The 18,271-nt window shown below is 71.9% G+C and carries 19 protein-coding genes; 10 read left to right on the plus strand and 9 right to left on the minus strand.

The window, feature by feature from the left end:
- Positions 1 to 26 precede the first annotated feature (26 nt).
- Positions 27 to 941, minus strand: coding sequence for a rhomboid family intramembrane serine protease (locus STSP_RS00265; RefSeq protein WP_232789465.1), 915 nt, complete (start codon positions 939 to 941; stop codon positions 27 to 29).
- A gap of 208 nt (positions 942 to 1,149) precedes the next feature.
- Here STSP_RS00265 and STSP_RS00270 point away from each other — a divergent pair, with 208 nt between their 5' ends.
- Positions 1,150 to 1,872, plus strand: a complete 723-nt coding sequence (locus STSP_RS00270; RefSeq protein WP_067270384.1) for a VWA domain-containing protein — start codon at positions 1,150 to 1,152, stop codon at positions 1,870 to 1,872.
- Positions 1,873 to 1,890: 18 nt separating this feature from the next.
- On the opposite strand, the gene STSP_RS00275 is transcribed toward STSP_RS00270, so the two are convergent.
- Both STSP_RS00275 and STSP_RS00280 read right to left on the minus strand, forming a co-directional pair.
- A complete protein-coding gene (locus STSP_RS00275) occupies positions 1,891 to 2,910 on the minus strand; it encodes an acyl-CoA dehydrogenase family protein (RefSeq protein ID WP_067270386.1) in 1,020 nt (339 codons plus the stop codon).
- The gene (locus tag STSP_RS00280; protein WP_067270389.1) at positions 2,907 to 4,058 is read right to left on the minus strand and encodes an acyl-CoA dehydrogenase family protein; all 1,152 of its coding nucleotides are present in this window, start codon (positions 4,056 to 4,058) and stop codon (positions 2,907 to 2,909) included. Before STSP_RS00280 ends, STSP_RS00275 begins: the two co-directional genes overlap by 4 nt.
- Positions 4,059 to 4,131: 73 nt before the next feature.
- On the opposite strand from STSP_RS00280, the gene STSP_RS00285 reads away from it, so the two are divergent.
- From STSP_RS00285 to STSP_RS00305, 5 genes are all read left to right on the plus strand, one after another.
- The gene (locus STSP_RS00285; RefSeq protein WP_067270392.1) at positions 4,132 to 4,920 is read left to right on the plus strand and encodes an SDR family oxidoreductase; all 789 of its coding nucleotides are present in this window, start codon (positions 4,132 to 4,134) and stop codon (positions 4,918 to 4,920) included.
- A gap of 76 nt (positions 4,921 to 4,996) precedes the next feature.
- Entirely contained in the window at positions 4,997 to 5,620 is a 624-nt protein-coding gene (locus STSP_RS00290) for a TetR/AcrR family transcriptional regulator (RefSeq protein ID WP_067270394.1), read from the plus strand.
- Positions 5,621 to 5,637: 17 nt separating this feature from the next.
- Positions 5,638 to 6,795 (plus strand): acetyl-CoA C-acetyltransferase, encoded by a 1,158-nt coding sequence (locus tag STSP_RS00295; protein ID WP_067270397.1) that lies wholly within the window; start codon positions 5,638 to 5,640, stop codon positions 6,793 to 6,795.
- A 223-nt stretch (positions 6,796 to 7,018) separates the two neighbouring features.
- The gene (locus STSP_RS00300) at positions 7,019 to 7,222 is read left to right on the plus strand and encodes a cold-shock protein (RefSeq protein WP_067270399.1); all 204 of its coding nucleotides are present in this window, start codon (positions 7,019 to 7,021) and stop codon (positions 7,220 to 7,222) included.
- An 85-nt stretch (positions 7,223 to 7,307) separates the two neighbouring features.
- Positions 7,308 to 8,942, plus strand: a complete 1,635-nt coding sequence (locus STSP_RS00305; protein WP_067270401.1) for a DEAD/DEAH box helicase — start codon at positions 7,308 to 7,310, stop codon at positions 8,940 to 8,942.
- A gap of 71 nt (positions 8,943 to 9,013) precedes the next feature.
- On the opposite strand, the gene STSP_RS00310 is transcribed toward STSP_RS00305, so the two are convergent.
- Genes STSP_RS00310 through STSP_RS00325 form a run of 4 tightly spaced genes read right to left on the minus strand, consistent with a single transcriptional unit; the run spans position 9,014 to position 12,492 of the window.
- Positions 9,014 to 10,099, minus strand: coding sequence for an NAD(P)H-dependent flavin oxidoreductase (locus tag STSP_RS00310; protein ID WP_067270403.1), 1,086 nt, complete (start codon positions 10,097 to 10,099; stop codon positions 9,014 to 9,016).
- 13 nt (positions 10,100 to 10,112) lie between these two features.
- On the minus strand, positions 10,113 to 10,868 hold the full coding sequence (locus tag STSP_RS00315; RefSeq protein ID WP_067270405.1) for a CoA-transferase subunit beta: 756 nt from the start codon (positions 10,866 to 10,868) through the stop codon (positions 10,113 to 10,115).
- Positions 10,865 to 11,716, minus strand: a complete 852-nt coding sequence (locus tag STSP_RS00320; protein WP_067270407.1) for a CoA transferase subunit A — start codon at positions 11,714 to 11,716, stop codon at positions 10,865 to 10,867. The genes STSP_RS00315 and STSP_RS00320 overlap by 4 nt, the downstream gene beginning before the upstream one ends.
- A complete protein-coding gene (locus STSP_RS00325; RefSeq protein WP_067270409.1) occupies positions 11,713 to 12,492 on the minus strand; it encodes an enoyl-CoA hydratase family protein in 780 nt (259 codons plus the stop codon). The genes STSP_RS00320 and STSP_RS00325 overlap by 4 nt, the downstream gene beginning before the upstream one ends.
- 66 nt (positions 12,493 to 12,558) lie before the next feature.
- On the opposite strand from STSP_RS00325, the gene STSP_RS00330 reads away from it, so the two are divergent.
- Both STSP_RS00330 and STSP_RS00335 read left to right on the plus strand, forming a co-directional pair.
- Positions 12,559 to 13,428 carry an SDR family oxidoreductase gene (locus STSP_RS00330; protein WP_067270412.1) on the plus strand — a complete coding sequence of 290 codons (870 nt, stop codon included), beginning with the start codon at positions 12,559 to 12,561 and terminating at the stop codon, positions 13,426 to 13,428.
- Entirely contained in the window at positions 13,425 to 14,342 is a 918-nt protein-coding gene (locus tag STSP_RS00335) for an SDR family oxidoreductase (RefSeq protein WP_067270414.1), read from the plus strand. The genes STSP_RS00330 and STSP_RS00335 overlap by 4 nt, the downstream gene beginning before the upstream one ends.
- Before the next feature lie 160 nt (positions 14,343 to 14,502).
- Here STSP_RS00335 and STSP_RS00340 read toward each other — a convergent pair whose 3' ends face one another.
- Positions 14,503 to 15,000: a MarR family transcriptional regulator gene (locus tag STSP_RS00340; RefSeq protein WP_067270417.1), complete on the minus strand. Its 498-nt coding sequence runs from the start codon at positions 14,998 to 15,000 to the stop codon at positions 14,503 to 14,505.
- A 123-nt stretch (positions 15,001 to 15,123) separates the two neighbouring features.
- Here STSP_RS00340 and STSP_RS00345 point away from each other — a divergent pair, with 123 nt between their 5' ends.
- A complete protein-coding gene (locus STSP_RS00345; protein ID WP_067270420.1) occupies positions 15,124 to 16,557 on the plus strand; it encodes an MFS transporter in 1,434 nt (477 codons plus the stop codon).
- Positions 16,558 to 16,731: 174 nt separating this feature from the next.
- On the opposite strand, the gene STSP_RS00350 is transcribed toward STSP_RS00345, so the two are convergent.
- The gene (locus STSP_RS00350) at positions 16,732 to 17,631 is read right to left on the minus strand and encodes a hypothetical protein (protein ID WP_067270423.1); all 900 of its coding nucleotides are present in this window, start codon (positions 17,629 to 17,631) and stop codon (positions 16,732 to 16,734) included.
- Between the two features lie 219 nt (positions 17,632 to 17,850).
- Here STSP_RS00350 and STSP_RS00355 point away from each other — a divergent pair, with 219 nt between their 5' ends.
- Complete coding sequence (locus STSP_RS00355) at positions 17,851 to 18,246, plus strand: chorismate mutase (protein WP_232789466.1); 396 nt, start codon at positions 17,851 to 17,853, stop codon at positions 18,244 to 18,246.
- Positions 18,247 to 18,271: the final 25 nt, after the last annotated feature.

The following is an 18,271-nucleotide window of genomic DNA, read 5'->3' on the forward strand; positions in this document are numbered from 1 at the left end:
CACCCGTCAGCTGCCGCCCCCGCCCGTCAGCCGCCGCCCCCGCCCGTCACCTCCGACACCTTCAGCACCGCCAGCGCGACCAGCAGCACCAGCACGGCGATCGCTCCGCCCGCCTGCACCAGAGTGCGGCGGTTGCGCGGCGCGTACGCGTAGGCGAGCGTGACCGCGCCGCCCGCGAGCAGTCCGCCCAGGTGGCCCTGCCAGGAGGTGAACGACGCCGAGATCACCATCCAGATCAGGAAGCCCGCGATGAAGCGGTTGACGGCTGCCATGTCCGCGCCGACGCGGCGGCTCATCACGTAGTACGCCGCGGCCAGGCCGAAGATCGCCCCGGAGGCGCCGACCGCGGACTGCTCGGGAGCGATCAGCAGCACGAGCACCGAACCGCCCAGCGCGGAGAGGAGATACAGGGCGAGATAGCGGGAGCGCCCCAGCCCGCCCTCCACCGCACGGCCGATGTTCCACAGCGACAGCATGTTGAGGACGATGTGGAGGACGCCGAACGTGCCCTGTGTGGGCGGCAGATGCAGAAACGCCCCGGTGATCAGCCGGTACCACTCGCCGGCGACCACGCCCTCGACGTGGAAATCCGCGGGATAGGCGTCCTGGTAGAGGTAGTGGCCGCCGTCCGGGCCGATCAGCCCGGCGCCGAGCATCGCGAACCGGTCGACCAGCTCAGGGCGCACCAGCTCGCCCAGATACGCCAGCACGTTCAGGGCGATCAGTGCGTACGTGACGACGGGGACCGCCGAGATCCGTCCGCCGAAGACCGTACGGGCCTGGCGTATGGACCGGTTGCCCTCCTTCACGCACTCCACGCACTGGTGGCCGACCGCCGCCTCGCGCATGCAGTCCGGGCAGATGAACCGGTCGCAGCGGGTGCAGCGGACGTACGACTCGACCTGGGGATGGCGGTAGCAGGTGGTGACGGAAGGCTGCACGGCCGGCTCCTCGGGAACTGCGGGATCATCACGGAACAGGGCCGGTGGGGACGGCGGCGATCAACATAGCGGACCTGTGGGGATGCTGCGGTACGGGGTGCCCCGGCCGCTCCTGGGCGGTGCCGTAGCCTCGACAGCCGGGACACGCGGAACCAGCCGGGATGGGAGGCAGGCCGCGTCGAGGGGACCGAGCGAACGGAGAGCCCGGATGGGACCGGCCATCAGCCTCAGCAAGGTGGAGCAGACCGCGCCCGCACTCGTCAGCCTCTACAAGACCGCCGGCGTCTCCCTGCAGAAGCACGGGCTGAGCGGTGCACGGGCCGCGGTCTACCTCGTCGTCGACTACTCCGGCTCGATGAAGCCGTACTACAAGGACGGCAGCGTGCAGGCGCTCGCCGACCGAGTGCTCGGCCTGTCCTCGCATCTGGACGACGACGGCCGCGTCCCCGTCGTCTTCTTCTCCACGGACATCGATGCCGTCACGGACATCGCGCTCGAGGGTCACCGCGGGCGTGTCGACGAGATCGTGGCCGGCCTCGGCCACATGGGCAAGACGAGCTACCACCTGGCGATGGACGCCGTCATCGACCACTACCTCGACAGCGGAGCGACCGCCCCCGCGCTGGTCGTCTTCCAGACGGACGGCGGCCCGATCAACAAGCTCGCGGCGGAGCGCTATCTGTGCAAGGCGGCGAAGCTGCCGATGTTCTGGCAGTTCATCGGCTTCGGCGACCCGGGCAGCAAGCAGTTCGAGTTCCTGCGCAAGCTCGACGAACTGGCGGTGCCGCAGAAGCGGCCGATCGACAACGCGGGCTTCTTTCACGCCGGTTCGGACCCGCGGCAGGTCTCGGACGCGGAGCTGTACGACCGGCTGGTCGGGGAGTTCCCGGTGTGGCTGGCGGCCGCCCGGGCGCAGGGGCTCGTGCGCTGACGGCTGGTCCGACCGGGCCTAAGGGGCGGGCACGGACGCGTCCAGCACCGTCGCCCGGCAGGCCCCCGGCGTCCCCCACGCGTCCCGCAGTGGGCGGGCCTTGCGGAGCCAGAGGGAGAGGTCGAGTTCCTCGGTGTAGCCGATCGCCCCGTGCAGCTGGAGGGCCGTGCGGGCGGCGGCGTACGCGGCCTCGCCCGCCGCGACCTTGGCGGCGGCGATGTCGGCCGGGGCCATCGACAGCGCGGCGCCGAACAGCAGCGGCCGCGCGAACTCCAGGGCCAGCAGGGTGTCCGCGATGCGGTGCTTCACGGCCTGGAAGGAGCCGATGGGCGCCCCGAACTGCGTGCGCTGCTTGGTGTAGGCGACGGTGCGGTGCAGCAGTGCCAGTCCGACCCCGAGAGACTGGGCGGCCGTGAGGAACGCCGCCCAGCCGGCCGCCCGCGCCGCGGACTCCCGCACGACGGGACCGCTCGCCAGCAGTTCGCCGCCCGGCGAGGGGCGGAACAGCCGGCGCGCCGGGTCGGCGGAGGCCCGCAGTGGGCCATGCCCGGGCGCCAGCCGCAGCTCGTCGCCGCTGACCGTGAACACCGCGTCGGCGGCGTCCGCGTCCAGCGCGTACGGACCGCAGGAGCCGTACGGATCACGGGGGCTGGCGGCCTCATCCAGCCTCAGCGACACCACCGCCTCGCTGGAGGCGATCCGCGGCAGCCACTCCTTGGCGACAGCCGGAAGATCAGCCATGAGCGCCGCGGCCGCCGCCGTCTCCACCACCGGACCCGGTACCACATGCCGCCCCAACTCGACGTAGGCCACGGCCAGTTCGACGGGAAGCGGGCCTCCCGGCCCCAGCCCGTCGTACGCCTCCGGGACCGCGAGCGCGAACACCCCCGCCTCCGCGAGCCGCGACCACAGCGCCCGCCCCGGCCCGGGATCCCCGGCCGCCCACGCGCGTACGACACGGGGCGTGCCGGCCGCGGACAGCATCCGGTCCAGCGTCCGCCCGAACTCCGCCTGTTCGTCGTCGAGGAGGAACCTCATCGGGCAAGGCGTCCCTTCGGCAGGCCGAGCAGGCGCTCGGCGATGATGTCCCGCTGGATCTCGTTGGTGCCCGCATAGACGGGACCGGCGAGGGAGAAGACGTACCCCTCCTGCCAGTCGCCGTCCGACACCTCCCCCTCCGGGCCGAGCAGGTCCAGTGCCGTCTCGTGCAGCGCGATGTCGTACTCGGACCAGAACACCTTGTTCAGGCTCGACTCGGCGCCGATGCTCTCCCCGGCCGCGAACCGGGAAGCGTTGGCGCACGTGAAGAGGTGGTACGCGCGCGCGCCGATCACCGCGTCCGCCACCCGGTCCCGCAGCGCCGTGTCCGAAGGATCCGCGGTGTCGCGCCACAGCCGCACCAGCCGGTCGGCGGCGGCCAGGAACCGGCCGGGGGAGCGGAGCGTGAGGCCCCGCTCGTTGCCGGTCGTCGACATGGCGATGCGCCAGCCCTGCCCCGGTTGGCCGATGACGTCCTCGTCGGGGACGAAGACGCGGTCCAGGAACAGCTCCGCGAACGCCGGCTTCCCGTCCAGCCGCCCGATGGGCCGCACGGTCACTCCGGGCGCCCGCAGGTCGAACATCAGGTAGGTCAGGCCCTGGTGCGCCTTGGGAGCGTCCGGGTCCGTGCGGAAGATCCCGAAGGCCCGGTCGGCGAACGCGGCCCGCGACGACCAGGTCTTCTGGCCGGTCAGGAGCCAGCCGCCGTCGGTCCGCTCGGCACGCGACCGCAGCGACGCCAGGTCGGAACCGGCCTCCGGCTCCGACCACGCCTGCGCCCAGACCACATCCCCGCTCGCCATGGGCGGCAGGACGCGGGCGCGCTGCTCGGGCGTGCCGTGGTCGAAGAGCGTGGGCGCCAGCAGGTTGATCCCGTTCTGGCTGACCCGTCCGGGCGCGCCCGCCGCGTAGTACTCCTCCTCGAAGACGAGCCACTTGAAGAGGTCGACGCCCCGGCCCCCGTACTCCTCGGGCCAGGAGACGACCGACCAGCGGTCCGCGTGCAGCCGGGCCTCCCACTGCCGGTGCGCGGCGAAGCCCTCCTCCGTCTCCAGGGAGGGGAGTGGGTCCGCGGGGACATGCGCGGCCAGCCAGGCGCGCGCCTCCTTGCGGAAGGCGTCCTCTTCGGGGGTGTGCTCGAGGTCCACGACGTGTCCAGCTCCCTTCCCGGAACCACACGACGACTTCCCTAACAAGTGTTTGGTAGGTTAACTTGCTGCCGTGACCGACAACAAGCCTCAGTACGTCGCCGGGCACACCCTGCTGGCGGGCCGGACCGCCGTGATCACCGCGGCCGCGGGCGCCGGGATCGGCGGCGCCACCGCCCGCCGGTTCCTCGAGGAGGGCGCGCGGGTGCTGATCAGCGACGCGCACGCCCGCCGCCTCAAGGAGACGGAAGAGGCGCTCGCCGGGGAGTTCGGGCCGGACGCGGTCGGCGCGCTGCCCTGCGACGTCACGGACGAGGCGCAGGTCCAGGCGCTTTTCGCGGAGGCGGTACGACGCCACGGCGGCCTCGACGTCGTCGTCAACAACGCCGGGCTCGGCGGGACCGCGGCGCTTGTGGACATGACCGACGAGCAGTGGTCCCGCGTCCTCGACGTGACACTCAACGGCACCTTCCGCTGCACCCGGGCCGCGTTGAGGCTGCTGAAGGAGCAGGATTCCGGCGGAGTGATCGTCAACATCGCGTCCGTCGTCGGCTGGCGCGCCCAGGCCGGACAGGCCCACTACGCGGCCGCGAAGGCCGGTGTCATGGCGCTGACCCGGTGCGCCGCCGTCGAGGCCGCCGAGTTCGGCGTACGGGTCAACGCGGTCTCGCCGAGCCTCGCCATGCATCCGCATCTCGTGAAGGTCACATCGGCCGAGCTGCTTGAGGAGCTGACGGCCCGCGAGGCGTTCGGGCGGTACGCCGAGCCGTGGGAGGTCGCCAACGTCATCGTCTTCCTGGCGTCCGGCTACTCCTCGTACATGACCGGCGAGACCGTCTCCGTCAGCAGCCAGCACCCGTAGGCCGCCGAAGGGTGCCGACAATGGTGACGTGCCGAAGAACAGCCAGAAAGAGTCCTCGGGGTCCTCGGAGCCCCGGGTGACCCCGCCGCCCGAGCGGCGCCGTGAACTCCTCGCCACCGCGGCCGAGGTGTTCGCCGCGCACGGCTACAAAGCGACCACCGTCCGCAGGATCGCCGACGAGGCGGGCATGCTCGCGGGCAGCCTCTACTACCACTTCGACTCCAAGGAGTCGATCCTCGACGAGATCCTCTCCACCTTCCTGGACGAGCTCTGGGACCGGTACGACGCCGTGCTCGCCGCCGGTCTCGGGCCGCGCGAGACGATCGAGGCCCTGGTCACCGAGTCGTTCCGGGAGATCGACCGGCACGGGCCCGCCGTCGCGATCTACCAGAAGGAGTCCCGGCACCTCGCGAAGCAGCAGCGCTTCGCCTATCTCGCCGAGTCCCAGGAGAGGTTCGAGAAGGCGTGGCTCGGCACCCTGGAGCGGGGCGTCGCCGACCGCGTGTTCCGCGCCGACCTGGACATCCGTCTGGCGTACCGGTTCCTGCGCGACACCGTGTGGGTCGCCGCGTCCTGGTACCGGCCGGGCGGACAGCACAGCCCCGAGGAGATCGCCCGCCAGTACCTGTCGATGGTGCTGGACGGCATCGCCGTAGGAGAAAACCCCGAACCGACAGCGAAAGCCCATAGCGACAGCTGACCAACGGAGGTCCAGCCATGCCCGAGGCCTACATCGTCGAAGCGGTCCGCACCCCGGTCGGGCGGCGCAGGGGAGGCCTCGCGGCCGTCCACCCCGCCGACCTGGGCGCGCACGTGCTGAAGGCGCTCGTCGAGCGCACCGGGATCGACGCGTCCGCGGTCGAGGACGTCGTCTTCGGCTGCCTGGACACGGTCGGCCCGCAGGCCGCGGACATCGCCCGCACCTGCTGGCTGGCGGCCGGGCTGCCCGAGGAGGTGCCGGGCGTGACCATCGACCGGCAGTGCGGCTCCTCGCAGCAGGCCGTGCACTTCGCGGCGCAGGGCGTGCTCTCCGGAACCCAGGACCTGGTGGTGGCCGGCGGCGTGCAGAACATGTCGATGATCCCCATCGCGTTCGCGTCGCGGCAGGCCACCGAGCCGCTGGGCTTGACCGAGGGCCCGTACGCGGGCAGTGAGGGCTGGCGCGCGCGGTACGGCGACCAGCCCGTGAACCAGTTCTACGGCGCTGAACTGATCGCGAAGAAGTGGGGCATCACCCGACGTGATCAGGAAGAATTCGCGCTCAGGTCCCACGAGCGCGCCATCCGCGCGATCGATGAGGGCCGCTTCGCGCGCGAGACCGTGCCGTACGGGGACGTGGCCGTGGACGAGGGGCCGCGGCGCGACACGACCCTGGAGAAGATGGCCGGCCTGAAGCCGGTGATCGAGGGCGGCACAATCACCGCCGCCTGCTCCTCGCAGGTCTCCGACGGCGCGGCGGCGATGCTCCTCGCCTCCGAACAGGCGGTACGCGAGCACGGGCTGACGCCCCGCGCCCGTATCCACCACCTGTCGGTACGCGGGGAGGACCCGATCCGCATGCTCTCCGCGCCCATCCCGGCGACGGCGTACGCCCTGAAGAAGACCGGCCTCACGATCGACGACATCGACCTGGTCGAGATCAACGAGGCGTTCGCCCCGGTCGTCCTCGCCTGGCTCAAGGAGACCGGCGCCGACCCCGACAAAGTCAACGTCAACGGCGGCGCCATCGCCCTGGGCCACCCCCTGGGCGCCACCGGCGTGAAGCTGATGACGACGCTGCTGCACGAGCTGGAGCGCACGAACGGCCGATTCGGGCTGCAGACGATGTGCGAGGGCGGAGGCCAGGCCAACGTGACGATCATCGAGCGACTCTGAGCCATTCGGGGGACTCGTCCGGGCGGTGTTCGTGGTTCTGCCGCCCGGACGTGCTACGGTGAAGGCGTTGCGGTTTTGGTACCCATGAACTTTGTGTGCGCCTGACGGAATGATCGTCGGGCGCATTTTGTTTTACCGGGCTTTCCGGCACGGGGTCATGACGCGGCGACTAGGAATCCACAGGTCGTGGATTTCCGCAGCACACCCGTTAGGGAGATTAAAAATGGCTACTGGAACCGTGAAGTGGTTCAACTCGGAAAAGGGCTTCGGCTTCATCGAGCAGGACGGCGGCGGCGCCGACGTCTTCGCCCACTACTCGAACATCGCCACCCAGGGCTTCCGTGAGCTCCAGGAGGGCCAGAAGGTCAGCTTCGACGTCGTGCAGGGCCAGAAGGGCCCGCAGGCGGAGAACATCCTCCCCGCCTGATCGCCGGGACGCGATTTTCGCAGCCGGGGCCCGCACCTTTTCGGTGCGGGTCCCGGTTTCTGCTGCCCTCAGGAAGGCAAACCATATGACTCGTTCCAGCTCAGAACGCCCGGCACGCCCCGCCCGCCGACGCCCCGCGGGCTCCCGCGCGGGGGCCCCGGCGAATTCGGCGAAGAGGCCCGGAAAGATTCCCGCCCGCCGGTCGGCGCCGCCCCAGGAATTCACGCTGCCCCGCAGCACAACCCCCGCGCTGCCCGCCGTCGAGGCGTTCGCCGAGCTGGACATGCCCGCCGCCCTGCAGAAGACCCTCGAGGCCCAGGGCGTCGTCGAGCCCTTCCCGATCCAGGCCGCCACGCTGCCGAACTCCCTTGCGGGCCGGGACATACTCGGGCGCGGGCGCACCGGCTCCGGCAAGACCCTCGCTTTCGGGCTCGCCCTGCTCGCCAGGACGGCCGGCCGGCGCGCCGAGCCGAAGGCGCCGCTCGTCCTGGTGCTGGTGCCCACGCGTGAGCTCGCACAGCAGGTCACGGACGCCCTCACGCCGTACGCCACCGCCGTGAACCTGCGGCTGGCCACCGTCGTCGGCGGGATGTCGATCACCAAGCAGGCCGGTGCGCTGCGGCGCGGCGCCGAGGTGCTCGTGGCCACGCCCGGACGCCTCAAGGACCTCATCGACCGGGGAGACTGCCGGCTCGGCGACGTGGCGATCACCGTGCTCGACGAGGCGGACCAGATGGCCGACATGGGCTTCATGCCGCAGGTCACGGCGCTGCTGGAGCAGGTGCAGCCGAACGGGCAGCGGATGCTGTTCTCGGCGACGCTCGACAAGAACATCGACCGGCTCGTGCGGATGTTCCTCACCGATCCCGTGGTCCACTCCGTCGACCCGTCCGCGGGCGCCGTCTCCACGATGGAGCACCACGTCCTGTACGTCGCCGACGAGACCGACAAGAAGGCCGTTGCCACCCGCATCGCGGCCCGCGACGGCCGGGTGATCCTCTTCGTCGACACCAAGCGCGCCGCGGACCGGTTCGCCAAGCGCCTGCTGGCCAGCGGCGTACGGGCGGCGGCGCTGCACGGCGGCCGCTCGCAGCCGCAGCGCAACCGCACCCTCGACCAGTTCAAGAACGGCCAGGTCAGCGCCCTGGTCGCGACGAACGTGGCCGCCCGCGGCATCCACGTCGACGACCTCGACCTCGTCGTGAACGTCGATCCGCCCACCGACCACAAGGACTATCTCCACCGGGGCGGCCGCACCGCCAGGGCCGGCGAGTCGGGCAGCGTGGTGACCCTCGTACTCCCCGACGAGAAGCGGGAGATGAGCCGCCTGATGAACGACGCGGGCATCACGCCGCGGACGGCCAGGATCACGTCCGGCGACGAGGAACTGGTCCGGATCACGGGAGCGCGCGAGCCGTCCGGCGTCGCGGTGACCATCGAGGTTCCGCAGCCGGTGCAGGAGCCGAAGGCGAAGTCGAAGTCGCGGCCTCGGCGGGGCAGGACGCGGGGCGCGGGTGGCGCGGGCAGTACGGGCGGCACGGGTCAGGCCCCGGCAGCGGCCCGCGACGGGCGCTCGCGCGGCGGCGAGGGCCGGGGCGCTGGTCAGGGGCAGCGTGAGGGCCGGGGCGGAGGCCAGGTCCGTCGCGCGGGTCAGGGTCAGACGCAGGCCCGGCGGAACCGCCCGGAACGCGGGGCTCAGGGCGGCAGGCGCGCCGCGTAGGGCTTGACAGCACGGGTCACCGAGAGGGCGCCGGGGCGGCGAGGTCCCGGCACGCTCACGGTCGTCATGCCTCACATCGGCCCGGAAGGGACACCATCCGGCTGCCCGGCGGGGAGGGCGCCCAGAGCGTGGAGCACTGTCTCGGCCTCCGCCATCACCCGGCTGACCAGCTCCGCGCACGACGGCAGGTCCTCGATCACGCCCGCCACCTGCCCTGACGCCATCACGCCCAGGTCGGTGCGGCCGTCGACCATGGCGGCCTTCAGGAGCATCGGCGTGTTGGCGGCCAGCAGGACCTGGCTCCAGGACAGCTCCTTGCCGTGTTTCATCGCCAGGCCGTCGCGGATCATCCGCGGCCAGCTCACGCGCGAGATCTTCCGGAACGCGGCGGCGCGGCGGACGGCCTGGGCGAGGGCCCTCGTGCGGCCCGCCTTCTCCAGCGAGGCCACGAACTCCGTGCGCAGCATGCGGTGCGGCAGCCCGTCCACGGCCGTCGTCACCGTCACGTCCCTGACCGTCGCAGCGAGATACGCCGCCTTGACGGCGTCCGGGACGGTCGACTCCGAGGTGAGCAGGAAGCGGGTGCCCATCGCGATGCCCGCCGCGCCGTAGGCGAGCGCGGCGACCAGGCCCCGTCCGTCGTGGAAGCCGCCCGCCGCGATCACCGGGATGTCCACGGCGTCCACGACCTGCGGCAGGAGCACCGTCGTCGCCACCTCGCCGGTGTGTCCGCCGCCCTCGCCGCCCTGCACGATCACCGCGTCCGCACCCCAGGCCGCGACCTTCTCAGCATGCCGCCGCGCGCCGATCGACGGGATGACCACCACGCCCGCGTCCTTGAGCTCGGCGATCAGCTCGCGCGATGGCGCGAGCGCGAACGACGCGACACGCACGCCTTCCTCGACGATGATTCGCACCCGTTCCCGCGCGTCCGCCGCGTCGGCGCGCAGATTGACACCGAAGGGCGCCTCCGTACGTGACTTGACCTCCCGTACGGCCGCGCGCAGCTGCTCGACGGTCATGGTGGCGGAGGCGAGGATGCCGAGCGCCCCGGCGTTCGCGGTGGCCGAGACGAGGCGTGACCCCGCGACCCAGCCCATGCCGGTCTGCACGAGGGGGTGCCGGACGGCGGTGAGCTTCGTGAGTGCCGTCTCCATCAGGGCCCCTCCGTCACTGCCGTACCTCGCGGTCGCGCGTGCCGTCCGGGTCGATCACCTCACGGATCAGGCGGAGTTCCTCGGCGGTCGGCTCGCGCGTGAACGGGACGTCGTCGCCGATCGCCAGGGCGAAGGCGGTGGCCTCCCGGATCTCCTCGACCGTGACGCCCGGGTGGACGGATGCCAGCCGCATCGAACCGTCCGGCGTGGCGAAGTCGAACACGCCGAGATCGCTGACGACCCGCCCAAGGCGGTGGAAGCGGCCGGCTGAGGGCCCGGCGGCGGCCGCACGGTCGTTTCCGACCCCGCACACCATGTCGACCTTCTCGACGAAGACGCGCGGGGAGTGCTTCGGGACCCAGTAACTGACCTGGTTGTTAAGGGTGTTGACGGGAGCGCCCCGCACGCCGAGAAGCTGCCTCCGCGGCCGCTCCCAGTCGCCGATGCAGGAGATGTTCTGGTTGCCGAAGCGGTCGATCTGGCTCGCGCCCATCATCACGTGGCGCCTGCCGCCCGCCGCCATCGTGAGATGGCGGCGGTACGGCAGCCAGCCCTCCACCGTGCCGTCGAGACCGACGAGCATCGCCTCGCCGTCGGTCATCAGCAGGTCGGGGGAGAAGGTGTACCTGGCCAGGCGTGCGCCGACGGACGGGATCAGGCCCATGGGGCTGGCCAGGATCTCGCCGTTGCCGCGCCACGCCTCGGCGCAGGCGACGACGCAGTACTCGGAGCGGGTCACCGGGGCCGTGGTCGCCGTGGTCGTGGTCATCGCTGCTCCTCGTGCCAGGCCTGCACGGCCGACTGGTAGGCGTGCTCGTCGGGACCCGAGAGGAACCGCTCCGCGAACTCGGGCCAGGGCGTGGTCGCGTACAGCCTCTGGAAGGCCTCGTCCCGGCCGTAGTCGGGTGCGCAGGAGGCGAAGTGCGCGCCGTTCGGGGTCTCGACCACGCCGGTGACGCTGTGCCGGCTGATCAGGAGGGTCTGCGGCGCCGCGTCCTTGGTGAGTTCCGCCGTCTCGACGAGCTGCTCGCACGAGACGTACGCCGCGTCGGCGGCCTCGCAGAAGAGGTCGTCGAAGTACGGGTCGGGGCCGAGGTACTGGCCGTTGCCGAGACGGTCGGCGCGGTTCATGTGGACCAGGGCCGCGTCCATGCGCAGGGCCGGTACGGCGACGAGCTCCTCCCCGTCCTCGTACGGGGACGTCACCGTACGCAGGCCGGGGTTGACCCGCAGGACGTCCGAGCCCAGGCCCGCCCGGACCGGCAGGAACGGCAGCCGGTTGGCCGCCGCGTGCAGGCCCCACAGGAACATCGCCTCGTCGAGCTCCACCATCGCGAAAGAGCCGCTCTCGCGGGCCGCGCGGAAGTGCGGCTCCAGGGGGATGGAGTCGAGGGTGGCGAAGGGCGCGACCAGCTTGCGGATGCGGCCGGCCGCGGCGAGCAGCCCGACATCCGGGCCGCCGCACGAGACCACCGTGAGATCGGTGATCTCGGACCGGAGCAGCGCTCGCACGAGCGCCATCGGCTTGCGGCGTGAGCCCCAGCCGCCGATGCCGACGGTCATGCCGCTGCGCAACCGTCCGACGACCTCGTCGACCGCCATGGTCTTGTCGGTCATGACTGCTGCTCCTTCCCGGATTTCTCCGCGCCCGACGGTTCCTTCCCGAAGGTGTCGCGCACGCGGTCGGCGACCCCGCTCAGGCCGGCCTCGAAGGTGAAGCCCTGCTCGAAGCGGTAGCTGCGCCGCACGTCGACGGGGTCGATGCCGTTGATGGCGGCCTTGGCCAGCCGGATCAGGGTGCCGTCCTTGGCGGCGATCTCGCGCGCCAGCTCCAGGGACGCGGCGGCGAGTTCACCTTGCTCCACGACCCGCCACACCGACCCGTGCGCCTGCAACTCGGCGGCCGTGGCGGTACGCGAGGTGTAGTACAGCGCGCGCATCAGATGCTGCGGCACCAGCCGGGCGAGATGCGTGGCCGCACCGAGCGCGCCCCGGTCGAGCTCCGGCAGCCCGAACACCGCATCGTCGGACGCCACGATCGCGTCCGCGTTGCCGACCAGCCCGATCCCGCCGCCCAGACAGAAGCCGTGGACCGCGGCGACGACCGGCACCTCGCACTCGTACACCGCCGCGAACGCCTCGGAGCAGCCGCGGTTGGCGCCGATCAGCGCGGCGTTCCCGGGGTCGCGCTGGAGCTCCTTGATGTCGACGCCCGCGTTGAAGCCCCGGCCCTCGGCGGTCAGTACGACGCAGCGGACGCCCGGGTCGCGGCCCGCCGAACGGACGGCGTCGGCGAGGTCGTACCAGCCGCGCACGGGTAGGGCGTTGACGGGCGGGAAGTCGACCGTGACGACGCAGACGCCGTCCTCGGGGCACGAGGTGGAGACACCCATGAATGAATCAGCTACCTTTCCACCAAACGTTTGTTAGGTGACGGTACGTCAGGAAGGTAGCACCGCATGGAGCTGGATGGGAGGGTCGCGGTCGTCACCGGCGGTACGAGGGGCGTGGGCGCTGGCATCGCGCGGGCGTTCCTGGACGCGGGCGCCCATGTCGTCGTCTGCGCCCGCAGACCGCCCGACGAGCCGCTGAAGGGAGCCGAGTTCGCACCGGTCGACCTGCGGGATCCGCCCGCGGTACGGGAGTTCTTCGACGGCCTCGCCCGGGTCGACGTACTCGTCAACAACGCGGGCGGAGCCCCGTACCGGCTACTCGCGGACGCGGACGTGGAGCGGCACGCGCGCGTGATCGAACTCAACCTCACCGGGCCGCTCACCGCTTCGCTCGCCGCGTACGAGCACCTGAAGCGGGCTCGGGGATCCATCGTGATGATCGGGAGCACAAGCGGTACGCGACCGTCGCCCGGGACCGCGGCGTACGGCGCGGCCAAGGCCGGCCTGGAGAACCTGGCCCGTTCGATGGCCGTGGAGTGGGCCCCGGAGGTCCGCGTCAACACCCTGGTCGTCGGCGCGGTCCGCACCGAGCTCGCCCATCTGCACTACGGGGACGAGGCGGGCGTCACGGCGGTGGGCCGCACGATCCCGATGGGGCGGCTGGCCGAGCCGTCGGACGTCGGCGCGGCCGCTGTGTTCCTCGCCTCGGACGCCGCCGCGTACATCAGCGGGGCCGCTCTGCACATCCACGGCGGCGGAGAGCGCCTGGCCTTCCTCGACGCCGCGACCGCGAACCACCAGCGGCCCACGGGCGGCGAGTCGTCCACGGGCGAGCCGTCCACGGGCGAGCCGTCCACGGGCGAGCCCTCCTCGAGGCGGCCGAGTCAGCCGTCCACGAGTCAGCCGTCCATCAGCCAGCAGGGAGATGTGAGATGACAGGAACCGGAGACGGGATCTGCCGGGGCCGTGTGGTGGTCGTGACGGGCGCGGGTCGCGGGCTCGGTCGTGCGCACGCCCTGGCCTACGCGGCCGAGGGCGCCAAGGTCGTCGTCAACGATCTCGGCGTGGGCCTGGACGGCAAGCCGGGGGCGGGCAGCCCAGCACAGCAGGTGGTCGACGAGATACGGGCGGCGGGCGGCGAGGCGGTGGCCCACGGCGGCGACATCGCCACCTCGGAGGGAGCGGCCTCGCTGGTCGCGGCGGCGCTCGACACTTTCGGGCGGCTCGACACCCTCGTCAACAACGCGGGTTTCCTGCGCGACCGCATGCTCGTCAACCTCGACGAAGACGACTGGGACGCGGTCATGCGCGTCCACCTGAAAGGGCACTTCCTGCCGCTCAGGCACGCGGCGGCGCACTGGCGGGCCGAGGCCAAGGCGGGCCGCCGGCCGGACGCCCGAGTCGTCAACACCAGCTCGGGAGCGGGCCTTCTGGGCTCGGTGGGGCAGGGCAACTACAGCGCCGCGAAGGCGGGCATCGTCGGTCTCACGCTGGTCGCAGCGGCGGAGATGGGCCGCTACGGCGTCCAGGTCAACGCGATCGCCCCGGCGGCCCGCACCAGGATGACCGAGGCGACCTTCGCGGAGACGATGGCGGCGCCGGAGAACGGCTTCGACGCGATGGCTCCCGAGAACGTCTCGCCCCTGGTCGTCTGGCTCGGCTCGTCCGCGAGCGCCGGCGTCACCGGCCGCGTCTTCGGCGCGGAGGCGGGCCGCATCACGGTCATGGAGGGCTGGCGCCCCGGCCCCACCGCCGACAAGGGCGCCCGCTGGACCCCCGCGGAGGCGGGCGAGGCGACGCTGAAACTCCTGGCGGAGTCGGAGCCACCGCAGCCGGTGTACGGGGCGTAGGCCCCCTGGTCGCGCAGCTGGGGGCAGTCGTGCCGCTGGGGCGGCACGGGTGGGCACAGCGGCACCCCTGCGACGCAGGGCACCCCGTGCCACCCCCGGGTGCCCGCCGCCTGGCGCGCGGTGACCCGGGCGCGGCCGCCGCGCTGACGCCCGTGGCCCGTCAGCGCTGGAGCCGCGCGGCGGCCTTCCGCTGACGCTCCGCCGCACCCGTCAGAAACCGGATCACCGTCTCCAGCTCCTCGGTGGTGAACTCCTCGCAGAGCTCCTCCACGTCACGCTGCCAGTCGGCGAACACGTCCCGCAGTTCGGCGATCTTCTCCCGGCGCAGCTCCACCAGGACCCGGCGCTTGTCCGTCGGGTGCTTGACCCTGCGTACGAACTCCTTGGCCTCCAGGCGGTCGACGAGGCCCGTGACCGAGGCGGGGGCCAGGCCGGTGCGCTCGGCGAGTTCCTTCGCGGTGAGCGCGCCCTGCCGTTCCAGCAGGTCCAGCGTCTTGGTCTCGGTGGCGTTCAGCCCCTGCGTCGTGGCGACCGCGGAGTGGAACATCACGGTGACCGCGCTGTTCTCGCGGCCGGCGGCCATGAGCCGCTCCAGCGTCCCGGCCCGCTTCTCGTCGGGCGCCGCAGTGTCGGTCCGGTTCGTCTCGCCGCTGGTCATGGAGCCAGGCTAGCAAATATTTCTTTTGGTCGAACTAACTACTTGCGGCCAGGGGTTTGTCGATGCAAGTCTTTCGTTAGGTCGAACGAAAGACTTGCCGGACCACTCACTCGGGGAGACACCGTGTCCACGACCTTCACCCCTTCGCGCCCGTCCACCGCGACGGAGCCGCATCCGCGCCGCTGGGCAGCCGCCGCCGTCATGATGACCGCGGCCCTGATGGACCTGCTGGACGTGACCATCGTGAACGTCGCCATCCCGTCCATCGGCCGCGAACTGGGCGCCTCCGAAAGCGCCCTGCAGTGGGTGGTCTCCGCCTATCTGCTGGGCTTCGCCGCCACGCTGATCGTCGCGGGGCACCTCGGCGACCGCTACGGCCGCAAGATCCTCTTCCTCGCCGGCACGGCGGGCTTCGGCCTCGCGAGCCTGGGCTGCGGGATCGCACAGACCCCGGGCCAGCTGATCGCCGCGCGGGCCGTACAGGGCGTGACGGCCGCACTGCTGATGCCCCAGGTACTCGGCTCGTTCCGCACCCTGTTCCACGGCAAGGAGCGCGGCGCGGCGTTCGGGATGTACGGGGCTGTCGCCGGATTCGCCTCGGCGATCGGGCTGCTCCTTGGCGGACTCCTCACCGACGCCGACCTGTTCGGCTGGGGCTGGCGCTCCGTGTTCCTGGTCAACGTACCCGTGGCCCTGGCGACCTTCCTTGCCGCACTCGTCCTCGTACCGTCGACCAAGGAGCGCTCCGCAGGCCGCCCCGACATGCTGGGCAGCCTCGTGCTGGCGGGCGGGCTCGTCGCGATCGTGCTGCCGCTGGTGCAGGGGCACACCAACGGCTGGCCGGTGTGGGGCTGGATCTGCCTCGCCTGCGGAGCGCTCGCCGTCGCCGGGCTCGCCGTCGCCGAGGCGCGCCGCCGCGCCACGACCGTGCCGCTGCTGCCGGCACGCGCCTTCCGGCTCCCCGCGTTCTCCGTCGGCATCGCCGTACAACTGCTGTTCGCGCTCGGCATGCAGGGCTTCTTCCTCGTCTTCGCGATCTGGCTGCAGGCCGGTCAGGGCTACACGCCCATGCAGGCGGGCGTCGTCACCGTCGCGTTCTCCGCGGGCGGGTTCCTGACCGCGCCGATCGCCGACACCCTGGCCGTGAAGGCCGGGCGGCTGGTCCTGAGCGCGGGCGCGCTGATGATGGCGGGCGGCTCCGGGTGGGTCTGGTACGCGGTGAGCGGCTCGGACGCGACGCACACGGGGGCCTGGCCGCTCGTCCCCGGCCTGCTGATCGCCGGCGCCGGGCTCGGGTTCCTCGTCGTACCGCTGGTGAACGTCGTCCTGTCGGCCGTGCCCGCCGATCTCGCCGGCGGAGCGTCCGGGATCTTCTCCACGGCCCAGCAGTTCGGCGGCGCGCTCGGCGCGGCCGTGATCGGCACGGTCTTCTTCCAGCACACCACCGACGGCCTGACCTCCGCACTGACCACAGCGATGCCCTGGGTAACCGGCGGCTTCCTGCTCTGCGCGACGCTGGGCCTGGCACTGCCGAAGAAGGCGGTGACGGCGGGGTAGCACTGACGGCGGAGCCGACGTGCATGTGGGAGGAGCCGCGGAACCAGCCCACGGCTCCTCCCACTCGTCTGGGGCGCGCCCCGAAAGGGGCGCGGGGAACTGCGCGCACAGCCACAACGCCGCCGCAGCGATCCGACGGACCGAGGACACATAGCGGCCCTCCCAGCGGAGCGCCTACGTGTCGCACTCCAGCACCGTCCTGCACAACGCACACCGCGCCCGCACACGCCCCCGCACCGGCACCCTGATCCGCTGATGGCACGTCGGACACGGGAAGGACACCCGCAGCGGCGTCAGCCCGTCGAACGCGTACGGCCCCGGCTCCAGACCAGGCGGGGGCACCGGAACCTGGTGGTCCTGTGCGAACCGGCGGTCCTTCGCATACCGCCGCCGCCCCGCCCACCCGGCCGCCGTCAGCGGCGGCTGCTGCTCGTCACGGCGGGCCTGCGCCATGCCCTTCGTGTACGCCGTGTACGCCTGCGGACTGGTGAACCACGGCGACGGGTCCTCGCCGAACGCCAGCGCCCGCTTCGCCAGCACGTACCCGAACTCCTCCGGCGTCAGATAGCCCAGCTTCTGCGACGACACGGCGTCCTCCCGGAACGCGTCCAGCAGCAGCCAGCCCGCGCCCAGATACGTCGCTGCGGTGTCGGTCAGGATCTCGTTGTCGCGGGTGCCGGGGAACGACAGGTCGAGGCGGTGCAGATAGATGTGCATCACCTCGTGCGCGAGGGCGGCACCGATGTCCCTGCGGTGGTTGCGGAAGCGGTCGTTCAGCTCGATGAAGTACTCGGGCCCTGCGGCGAGTTCGACGTTCGCCGCATGCTCCATCTGGCGGAAGCTGACGATCATGCGAGCGTCCGGCAGCCGGTAGTGCCGCACGATCTCGCGGGCCACGCGCTGCACACCCAGATGGAGATCGTCCCGGTCGCAGAACGCCACGTCGGCCGGGACGACACTCGTGTCGAAGCTGTTGACGGTGTGGTACGAGAGCCTTCTGTACAGCGCGGTGATGGCCGACCGCACCGTGTCCAGATGCGGATAGCCGTGCTCGACCGGTCCGCCGTCCGCCACGCCCGAACCCCCTTCAGACGCCAGAACAGAACTCCGCGCTGCGAGCTCCGCGCACTGCCCACTGTAAGCGGGAGGGGCGCCGAGGGGCCTGGCGACCGCTGGCTGGGCGCCGAGGGGCCTGGCGGCCGACGGGGCCCGGCCACCGTGCAGGCCGTCGTGCCGCCGGCCGACGCCGGGGGCCGTGCCCGGGCGCCCACCGGCCACGTAGGGTGTCGACCCATGACCAGCAGGAACACCAACGAGGCCGGTACGCCGCACGAGGCCGCTACGCCGCACGGGCGCGGCACGGCCGACGACATCGACCCCGCCGTCCGCGCCGAGCTGTCCCGGCTGCGCGACAGCATCGACAACATCGACGCGGCCGTCGTCCACATGCTCGCCGAGCGTTTCAAGTGCACCCAGCAGGTCGGCCACCTCAAGGCCGCCCACCAGCTCCCCCCGGCCGACCCCGCCCGCGAGGCCAGCCAGATCGCCCGGCTCCGCCGCCTCGCGGAGAGCGCCAAGCTCGACCCGGCCTTCGCCGAGAAGCTCCTGAACTTCATCATCGCCGAGGTCATCCGCCACCACGAGACGATCGCGAACGACGCGGGGGGCGGCGACGGATCTCCAACGTAAGCCGCCCGTACTTCGTCCGGGACAA

It is taken from the genome of Streptomyces jeddahensis, assembly GCF_001642995.1.
GTDB lineage: Bacteria > Actinomycetota > Actinomycetes > Streptomycetales > Streptomycetaceae > Streptomyces > Streptomyces jeddahensis.

Bases quoted from the DNA above. Each gene is read 5' to 3' on its own strand.
- STSP_RS00305 (WP_067270401.1), top strand. From the start codon at position 7,308: ATGACTCGTTCCAGCTCAGAACGCCCGGCACGCCCCGCCCGCCGACGC.
- STSP_RS00335 (WP_067270414.1), top strand. From the start codon at position 13,425: ATGACAGGAACCGGAGACGGGATCTGCCGGGGCCGTGTGGTGGTCGTG.
- STSP_RS00275 (WP_067270386.1), bottom strand. From the start codon at position 2,910: ATGAGGTTCCTCCTCGACGACGAACAGGCGGAGTTCGGGCGGACGCTG.
- STSP_RS00310 (WP_067270403.1), bottom strand. From the start codon at position 10,099: ATGGAGACGGCACTCACGAAGCTCACCGCCGTCCGGCACCCCCTCGTG.
- STSP_RS00300 (WP_067270399.1), top strand. From the start codon at position 7,019: ATGGCTACTGGAACCGTGAAGTGGTTCAACTCGGAAAAGGGCTTCGGC.
- STSP_RS00320 (WP_067270407.1), bottom strand. From the start codon at position 11,716: ATGACCGACAAGACCATGGCGGTCGACGAGGTCGTCGGACGGTTGCGC.
- STSP_RS00355 (WP_232789466.1), top strand. From the start codon at position 17,851: ATGACCAGCAGGAACACCAACGAGGCCGGTACGCCGCACGAGGCCGCT.
- STSP_RS00270 (WP_067270384.1), top strand. From the start codon at position 1,150: ATGGGACCGGCCATCAGCCTCAGCAAGGTGGAGCAGACCGCGCCCGCA.
- STSP_RS00325 (WP_067270409.1), bottom strand. From the start codon at position 12,492: ATGGGTGTCTCCACCTCGTGCCCCGAGGACGGCGTCTGCGTCGTCACG.
- STSP_RS00295 (WP_067270397.1), top strand. From the start codon at position 5,638: ATGCCCGAGGCCTACATCGTCGAAGCGGTCCGCACCCCGGTCGGGCGG.
- STSP_RS00330 (WP_067270412.1), top strand. From the start codon at position 12,559: ATGGAGCTGGATGGGAGGGTCGCGGTCGTCACCGGCGGTACGAGGGGC.
- STSP_RS00315 (WP_067270405.1), bottom strand. From the start codon at position 10,868: ATGACCACGACCACGGCGACCACGGCCCCGGTGACCCGCTCCGAGTAC.
- STSP_RS00340 (WP_067270417.1), bottom strand. From the start codon at position 15,000: ATGACCAGCGGCGAGACGAACCGGACCGACACTGCGGCGCCCGACGAG.